Source organism: Frateuria sp. (assembly GCF_013362045.1).
GTDB lineage: Bacteria > Pseudomonadota > Gammaproteobacteria > Xanthomonadales > Rhodanobacteraceae > Frateuria_A.
Genome location: NZ_JABFWW010000022.1, coordinates 1 through 7,043, shown reverse-complemented (window position 1 = coordinate 7,043; position 7,043 = coordinate 1). Strand labels below are relative to the sequence as shown.

Here is a 7,043-nt window from a genome sequence, read left to right as displayed (position 1 = left end):
GGCGGGCTGCCACGCACCCGCGCCGCAAGCGGCGCATACCGCGAGCGGCAAGCCGCTCGGCGCGCCCGTCAGCCGCACGATCGGCGCCACGGGCGGCGAATTGGCATCCAGCGACGGCCGCGTGCGTGTGATCGTTCCCGCAGGCGCCTTCGCCTCGCCGCGCGAAGTCAGCCTGCAGCCGATCAGCAACCAGGCGCCGGGCGGGCGCGGCAGCGCGTGGCGCCTGGAGCCCTCGGGCCAACCGTTCGGCGAGCCGGTCACGCTGGCGTTCCATTACGACGACAAAGACGTCGCCGGCAGCGCGCCGCAGGCGCTGGCCATTGCCTCGCAGGACGAAAAGGGCCGATGGTCGATAGCCCGCAAGCCCGTACTCGACGCCGCGGCGCACTCGCTCAGCGTTGCGGTCGATCATTTCAGTGACTGGTCGCTGCTGTCCGGTTTCCAGCTCGACCCGGCCGAGGCGACACTCAAGCCGGGCCAGAGCGTGACCTTGCGCGAGCTGTATTGCACGGCGTCCACCGCGAACGAGAACGGCCCGATCGCCCTGCTGCCCTGCGAACCGGCCAGCGGCGACATCGGCGGAGCGGGCGACTGGCAGGCCAACGGGGTCGCCGGCGGCGATGCCGACAACGGCACGGTCGCCGCACAGGGCGGCTTCTCGGCGGTCTATACCGCTCCGCAGCAGGCTCCGGCGCGCAACCCGGTTGCAGTCAGCGCACGGCTGCAGGGGGCGCTGGCCGACACCCGGCTGGTCGCCAACATCAGGGTGGAGGACGAAGGCTGCGGCCAGCACAATGGCCAGCGGGTACCGTGCCGGATCGACGGCAGCGTCGCCTCGACCTCTCCCCTCACGCGGGCCAAGGCCAGCGGCACCTGGAAGTTCGATTACTGGGCGGGCGACCTTGCCGTCTACAAGGCCGTAGCCGGCCGGGTGGACCTGCTGGACCTCCGCAACGACCCGTGCACCTTTACCGCCGCCCCGTCCACCCATCCGCTGGCTGATGGCGACAACGACAATTCGCTGCAACTGGATTTCAGCGTCCGGCCGGCGACCTTCACCCCCAGCGGAACCAGCACCTGGGCAGGCACCCTCACCCCGCACTGCCCTCCGGACTGGCCGCAGGGCGGCGAACCGGATCCGCAGATCACCGCCATCTGGGGCGTCCCCACCGGCCATTCCCCGCTGCAGGCCGACGGCACGATACAGGGCAGCGCCAGCCAGGCGGGCAGCGGCGGCGCGGTAAGCACCACCTGGAACCTGCGTGCGCAGTAGCTCCCGGCCGAGGCGGAACTTCGAACGCCGGCCCCGGCCGGACGAACCGTCTGCCCGCAGGCGTCAGGCGTCGGCATCCGGGGCCTGCCCCGGGAACAGCACGTCGGTGTAGCCGAACTTGGTGAAGTCGGTGATGCGCGAGGGATACAGCCGCCCGATCAGGTGGTCGCACTCGTGCTGCACCACGCGGGCATGGAAGCCCTCGGCGGTGCGGTCGATCGGCGTGCCCTTCAGGTCGATGCCCTGGTAGCGGATCAGCGTGAAGCGGCTCACGGCGCCGCGCAGGCCCGGCACCGACAGGCAGCCCTCCCAGCCTTCTTCCATGTCCTGCGAGACCGGCGTCACCAGCGGGTTGAGCAGGATGGTGCGCGGCACGGCCGGCGCGTCCGGGTAACGCTCGGAGCGGTCGAAGCCGAAGATCACCAGCTGCAGGTCCACGCCGATCTGCGGTGCCGCCAGGCCCACGCCGCCGGCGGCTTCCATGGTGTCGAACATGTCCTGGATGAGGGCGTCCAGCTCATCGCTGCCGAGCATGCCGGCGGGCACCGGCGGCGCGATGCGCAGCAGGCGCGGGTCGCCCATCTTCAGGATCTCGCGGATCATCGGCGGTCTCACGGGTGGATGCTGGTACAGGACTGCGGGCGCGGCGGGGCGATTGCAAGATGCCCGCAGGCTCAATGGCTGCCGAAGACCTTCTTCAGCAGATCGGTGGTGCGCGCGGCCGGGTTGCGGCGGATCGACTGCTCCTGCTCGCCGATCATGGTGAACAGGCCATCGAGCGTCCGCGCGGTCACGTAGTCGTCCAGGTCCAGCGGGTTGGCCTTGCCGCCGCCCTTGTCGCCGCCGAGGCTGCCCAGCGAGCCGAGCACGCCACCCAGCGCGCTGCCGCCGCCGGTCGAGGTGAGCGCCTTGTACTTCTGGGTGACGCCGACGCGCTCGGTGGCGCCGGCGACGATCGGCTTGATGCGCGCGGTGAGCCCATCGCCGGCGGTGCGGCGGAAGAAGTCGGTGGCCGCATGGTCGCCGCCGGTGAGAATGCCGCGGGCATCCTGCAGGCTCATCCTGCGGATGGCGTCGCCGAAGATGTCGGCCACCTGCGGCACGGCCTTCTCGGCGGCGCGGTTCATGCTGAGCTCGAAGGCATCCACCCGGGCGCCCTGGCCGAGCTGGCGGGCGAGCTTGCCGGCCTGCTCGAGCTTGCCCGGCAGCGGGATGCGCACCCTGGCGTTGCCCCAGAAGCCGTCGGTGCGGCCGAGCGAGTTGATCGCACTGGTGGTGCCCTTGGCCAGCGCCTCCTTCAGGCCGGCGGCGATGTCGCCGGTGGGCAGGCTGGCCGCAGCGGCACTGTTGCCGTGGCTGCCGTGCTTGAGCTGCTTGAGCAGGTCGTCGAGCTGGCCGCCGGCGAGGGCCGGCAGCGCGGCGGCGGCCAGCAGCAGGCCGAACAGGCCGGGACGAAGGGAACGCAGGCGCATGGCGGCTCTCCGCGGTGGTTGTCGCCCGAGTGTACGTGTGCGGCGGTGGCGGGTCCGTGTCCGGCATTCGACCAATGGCTAATACGCCTGGGCCCGCTGCGGCATTGACCCCCGCCGCGGCGGGGACGACCCTTGCGGTATCCCGCCGGAGAGCCGTCCATGCGTCCGAATGCCACCGTTCCTGCCGTTCCCGCCAGCCCGGCGGGCAAGCTGCTGTGGGCCGCCATCGCCATCGTCGGCGCCTGGTGCCTGGGCGTCGTGGCCCTGCGACGGGGCGAGCCGATCAACGCGATCTGGCTGGTGGCCGCGTCCATCGCGGTGTTCGTGATCGGCTACCGCTTCTACGGGCGGTTCATCGAGCACGCAGTGCTCAAGCTCGACCCGAGCCGCGCCACGCCCGCGATGCGCCATCCGGACGGGCTGGACTACGTGCCGACCGACAAGTGGGTGGTGTTCGGCCACCACTTCGCCGCGATCGCAGGCGCAGGTCCGCTGGTCGGCCCCGTGCTGGCGGCGCAGATGGGCTATCTGCCCGGCACGCTGTGGATCCTCGTCGGCGTGGTGTTCGCCGGCGCGGTGCAGGACTTCATGATCCTGGGCCTGTCGCTGCGCCGCGACGGCCGCTCGCTGGGCCACATGCTGCGCGAGGAACTGGGGCCGGCGCCCGGCGTGGTGGCGATGTTCGGCGTGCTGGTGCTGATGATGATCGTGCTGGCGGTGCTGGCGCTGGTGGTGGTCAAGGCGCTGACGCACAGCCCATGGGGCACCTTCACCGTGGCCGCGACCATCCCGATCGCGTTCCTGATGGGCATCTACCTGCGCTGGTGGCGGCCGGGACGGATCCTTGAAGTGTCGATCATCGGCCTGCTGTTGCTGCTGGGCTCGATCTGGCTGGGCCGCTACGTGGCCGGGTCGGCCACGCTGGCGCCGGTGTTCGACATGGACGCGAAGGCCTTGGCCTGGTGGCTGATCGGCTACGGCTTCGTCGCCTCGGTGCTGCCGGTGTGGCTGCTGCTGGCGCCGCGCGACTACCTGTCCACCTTCTTGAAGATCGGCACCATCGGCCTGCTGGCGCTGGCGATCTTCCTGGCCGCGCCGATGCTGCAGATGGACGCGGTGACGCGCTTCGTCGACGGCACCGGGCCGGTGTTCCAGGGCAACCTGTTTCCGTTCCTGTTCATCACCATCGCCTGCGGCGCCGTGTCGGGCTGGCATTCGATCATCGCCTCGGGCACCACGCCCAAGCTGCTGGCCAACGAGGGCCAGGCGCGCATGGTCGGCTATGGCGGCATGCTGATGGAGGCCTTCGTGGCCATCATGGCGCTCGTCGCCGCCGCCTCGCTGCACCCGGGCGTGTACTTCGCGATGAATTCGCCGGCGGCGCTGATCGGCACCACCGCCGAGCACGCGGCGCAGACGATCAGCCAGTGGGGCTTCGTGGTGACGCCGGACCAGCTCACGCAGACCGCCAGGGACATCGGCGAAGGCAGCGTGCTCTCGCGCGCCGGCGGCGCGCCGACGCTCGCGGTGGGCATGGCGCGGCTGCTGCACGAGATCGTCCCGGGCGGCGGCATGATGGCGTTCTGGTACCACTACGCGATCCTGTTCGAGGCGCTGTTCATCCTGACCACGGTGGACGCCGGCACGCGCGTGGGCCGCTTCATGATCCAGGAGATCGCGGGGCTGATCCACAAGCCGCTGCAGAACACCGAGTCGTGGACCGGCAACCTGCTCGCCACCGCGATCTGCGTGGGACTGTGGGGCTATTTCCTCTACCAGGGCGCGGTCGATCCGCTGGGCGGCATCAACACGCTGTGGCCGCTGTTCGGCATCGCCAACCAGATGCTGGCGGCGATCGCGCTGATGCTGGCGACCGTCGTGGTGGTCAAGTTGAAGCGCGAGCGCTACGTGTGGGTGCCGGGCGTCCCGGCGATCTGGCTGATCATCTGCACGCTGACGGCGGGGTACGAGAAGCTGGTCGGGCCGATCAGCTTCACCGCCGCGGCGCAGAAGTACGCCGCCGCGCTGGCCGAGGGCAAGCTGCTGGCGCCGGCCAAGGCACCGGCCGAGATGCAGCAGATCGTCACCAACAACTATGTCGACATGGCGCTCACCGGCCTGTTCATGCTGCTGGTGGTGGCCATGGCCGCGTTCACCCTGCGCACGATGCTGCGCGCCTGGCGCATCAACCATCCCACCGCGCACGAGGAGCCGTACGTGTCGATCGACGCCGTCGCGGCCAACGCGCCATGAAGGGATTTCGCACCGCCTGGTCGCGCGCCGTGCAGACCGCCCGGCTGTGCTGCGGCGTGCCCGACTACGACACCTACGTGCGCCACCTGCGCGAGCACCATCCGGAGCGCGCGGTGCCCAGCTACGCGGAGTTCTTCCGCGAGCGCCAGGCGGCGCGCTACAAAGGTACCGGCGGGCGTTGCTGCTGATCGCCGCCGATCAGGCACGGGAGGAGGGCTCTATGAACATCAACATCTTTACACGGCCCAGCGCATTGGCGCCTTTGGTCATGTCGTTGGCCGCCTTGGCGATTGTTCTTGGACGCATGGTCCTGGCTGGCACAACGCGCTCAGCCGACGAAGGGGTGGCGGCGCACCTTTTTCAGCTTCTCATCGCAGGGCAGCTGCCCATCGTCGCCTTCTTCGCCATCAGGTGGCTGCAACGCACTCCCGGCCGAGCCTTGGTGGTCCTGGCGTCGCAGGGAGTGGCGGTTTTGATCGCTTGTGCGCCGGTGTTCTACTTTCACTGGTAGGCGTGCTGCGGCGGGCATAACCACAGGCGCGCTACGCGCACCGCCGGATCCAAGCGTTCGTGGCGGCTACCGCCGTTCGCCCTACGGGTACGCCCATGGGTGGGAAAGGGCGGGACCTAAACCTCGTGGTGCAGGCTTTCGGCTTCCAGCGCGGACGTGCGCCGCGGTGCCAGCTCGACCAGGTACATCGCCCCCAGCACCAGCGCGCCGCCGGCCAGCATGCGCCAGCTGAGCGCATCGACGCCCAGCGCCACGGCGAAGCCGGCGGCGAACACCGGCTCGGTGGTCATCACGATCGCCGCGCGCGCCGGCGGCAGGTGTGCCTGCGCCCAGGTCTGTATCAGCATGGCGCCTGCGCCGGCGATCAGCGCCATGTAGAGCACCGCCAGCCAGGCCGCGCGGTCGGGCGGCAACGCCGGCCCCTGCGGCAACGTGGCGAGCAGGCACACCAGGGCGATCGCCGCCACCTGCACGGCCGACATGCCGATCGCATCGGCCTCGCGCGACCAGCGCCCCAATCCCACGATGTGCAGCGCATAAAGCCCCGCCGAGGCGAGCGTCAGCCACACGCCCAGGTCCACCGACACGCCGTGCAGCGAGAGCAGCGCCAATCCGCCCGTGGCCATCGCCACCGCCAGCCAGACCATGCCGGCAATGCGCTCGCGCAGCAGCAGCCAGGCCAGGATCGGCGTGAATACCACATACATGCCGGTGGCAAAGCCGCTGACGCTGGGCGCGATCAGCTTCAGGCCCCAGGTCTGCAGCAACTGGCCGCTGCCGTAGACGGCGCCCAGCATCAGTGCGCGACCGAGCTGCGCGCGGCCGAGCCGCCACACCGGCCGCGCGAACAGCACCAGCATCACCACGGCGGCGGCGACGAAGCGCACGGCGAGGAAATCCACCACGCGCATGCGCCCGACCACGTCCTTGATCAGCACGAAGGTCGAGCCCCACACCGCCGTCATGGCGACCAGGCCGATGGTGGCCGCGAGCGTGCGCGAGCGGGCGGTGCTCATCGCGCGGAACGCCGCCGCGCGCCGGCCAGGCGCCACAGCTGGCCAGGAACCTGCGCCGCAAAATGCAGCCAGATGCCCAGCCATACCGCGCCGGCGACGAGCGGATTGCGCGCGGCCGGGTCGAAGGTGCGGAACCATCGCCACATGCCACGGTGCTTGTGCCGGCTGACGAACACCGGCCGGTGCCGGCTGGAGCCACCCTTGCCGTGCAGCACGCGCACGTCGCCGGCCAGCAGCACCGCGTGGCCGGCATCGCGCGCGCGGCGGCACAGGTCCAGGTCCTCGAAGTGCAGGAAGTAGCGCTCGTCGAAGCCGCCGAGCTGGTCGAAGGCCTTGCGCGGCAGCAGCATCAGCGCGCCCGACACCGCCTCCGCAGCAACCACGCCGGAAGGCACGGCGCCCTCGATGTTCATGCCGCCACGCGCGCCCGCCAGCGTGGCGAGCGCGCGGCGCAGCAGCGGGTCGCGCCGGTACGAGGCCGGGTCGGGCGTGCCGTCGGCCGCGCAGACCACCGCGCC

At 70.7% G+C, this 7,043-nt stretch carries 8 protein-coding genes; 4 read left to right on the top strand and 4 right to left on the bottom strand.

Going from position 1 to position 7,043, the window contains the following annotated elements:
- Positions 1 to 1,273 (top strand): hypothetical protein (locus tag HOQ08_RS01215; RefSeq protein ID WP_291190363.1); only part of this gene is annotated, 1,273 nt, incomplete at its 5' end.
- Positions 1,274 to 1,336: 63 nt separating this feature from the next.
- On the opposite strand, the gene def is transcribed toward HOQ08_RS01215, so the two are convergent.
- Both def and HOQ08_RS01205 read right to left on the bottom strand, forming a co-directional pair.
- Entirely contained in the window at positions 1,337 to 1,876 is a 540-nt protein-coding gene (gene def, locus HOQ08_RS01210; protein WP_291190366.1) for a peptide deformylase, read from the bottom strand.
- A 71-nt stretch (positions 1,877 to 1,947) separates the two neighbouring features.
- Positions 1,948 to 2,745 (bottom strand): DUF4197 domain-containing protein, encoded by a 798-nt coding sequence (locus tag HOQ08_RS01205; RefSeq protein WP_291190360.1) that lies wholly within the window; start codon positions 2,743 to 2,745, stop codon positions 1,948 to 1,950.
- Positions 2,746 to 2,904: 159 nt separating this feature from the next.
- On the opposite strand from HOQ08_RS01205, the gene HOQ08_RS01200 reads away from it, so the two are divergent.
- The 3 genes from HOQ08_RS01200 to HOQ08_RS01190 are packed head-to-tail and all read left to right on the top strand — an operon-like array spanning position 2,905 to position 5,509.
- Positions 2,905 to 4,998 (top strand): carbon starvation CstA family protein, encoded by a 2,094-nt coding sequence (locus tag HOQ08_RS01200; RefSeq protein WP_291190357.1) that lies wholly within the window; start codon positions 2,905 to 2,907, stop codon positions 4,996 to 4,998.
- Positions 4,995 to 5,186: a YbdD/YjiX family protein gene (locus HOQ08_RS01195; protein WP_291190354.1), complete on the top strand. Its 192-nt coding sequence runs from the start codon at positions 4,995 to 4,997 to the stop codon at positions 5,184 to 5,186. Before HOQ08_RS01200 ends, HOQ08_RS01195 begins: the two co-directional genes overlap by 4 nt.
- 32 nt (positions 5,187 to 5,218) lie before the next feature.
- Positions 5,219 to 5,509, top strand: a complete 291-nt coding sequence (locus HOQ08_RS01190) for a hypothetical protein (RefSeq protein ID WP_291190350.1) — start codon at positions 5,219 to 5,221, stop codon at positions 5,507 to 5,509.
- 116 nt (positions 5,510 to 5,625) lie between these two features.
- Here HOQ08_RS01190 and HOQ08_RS01185 read toward each other — a convergent pair whose 3' ends face one another.
- Entirely contained in the window at positions 5,626 to 6,525 is a 900-nt protein-coding gene (locus HOQ08_RS01185; protein ID WP_291190347.1) for a DMT family transporter, read from the bottom strand.
- Positions 6,522 to 7,043: glycosyltransferase (locus HOQ08_RS01180; RefSeq protein ID WP_291190344.1), on the bottom strand; the 522-nt coding region annotated here is incomplete at its 5' end. The genes HOQ08_RS01180 and HOQ08_RS01185, both read right to left, overlap by 4 nt.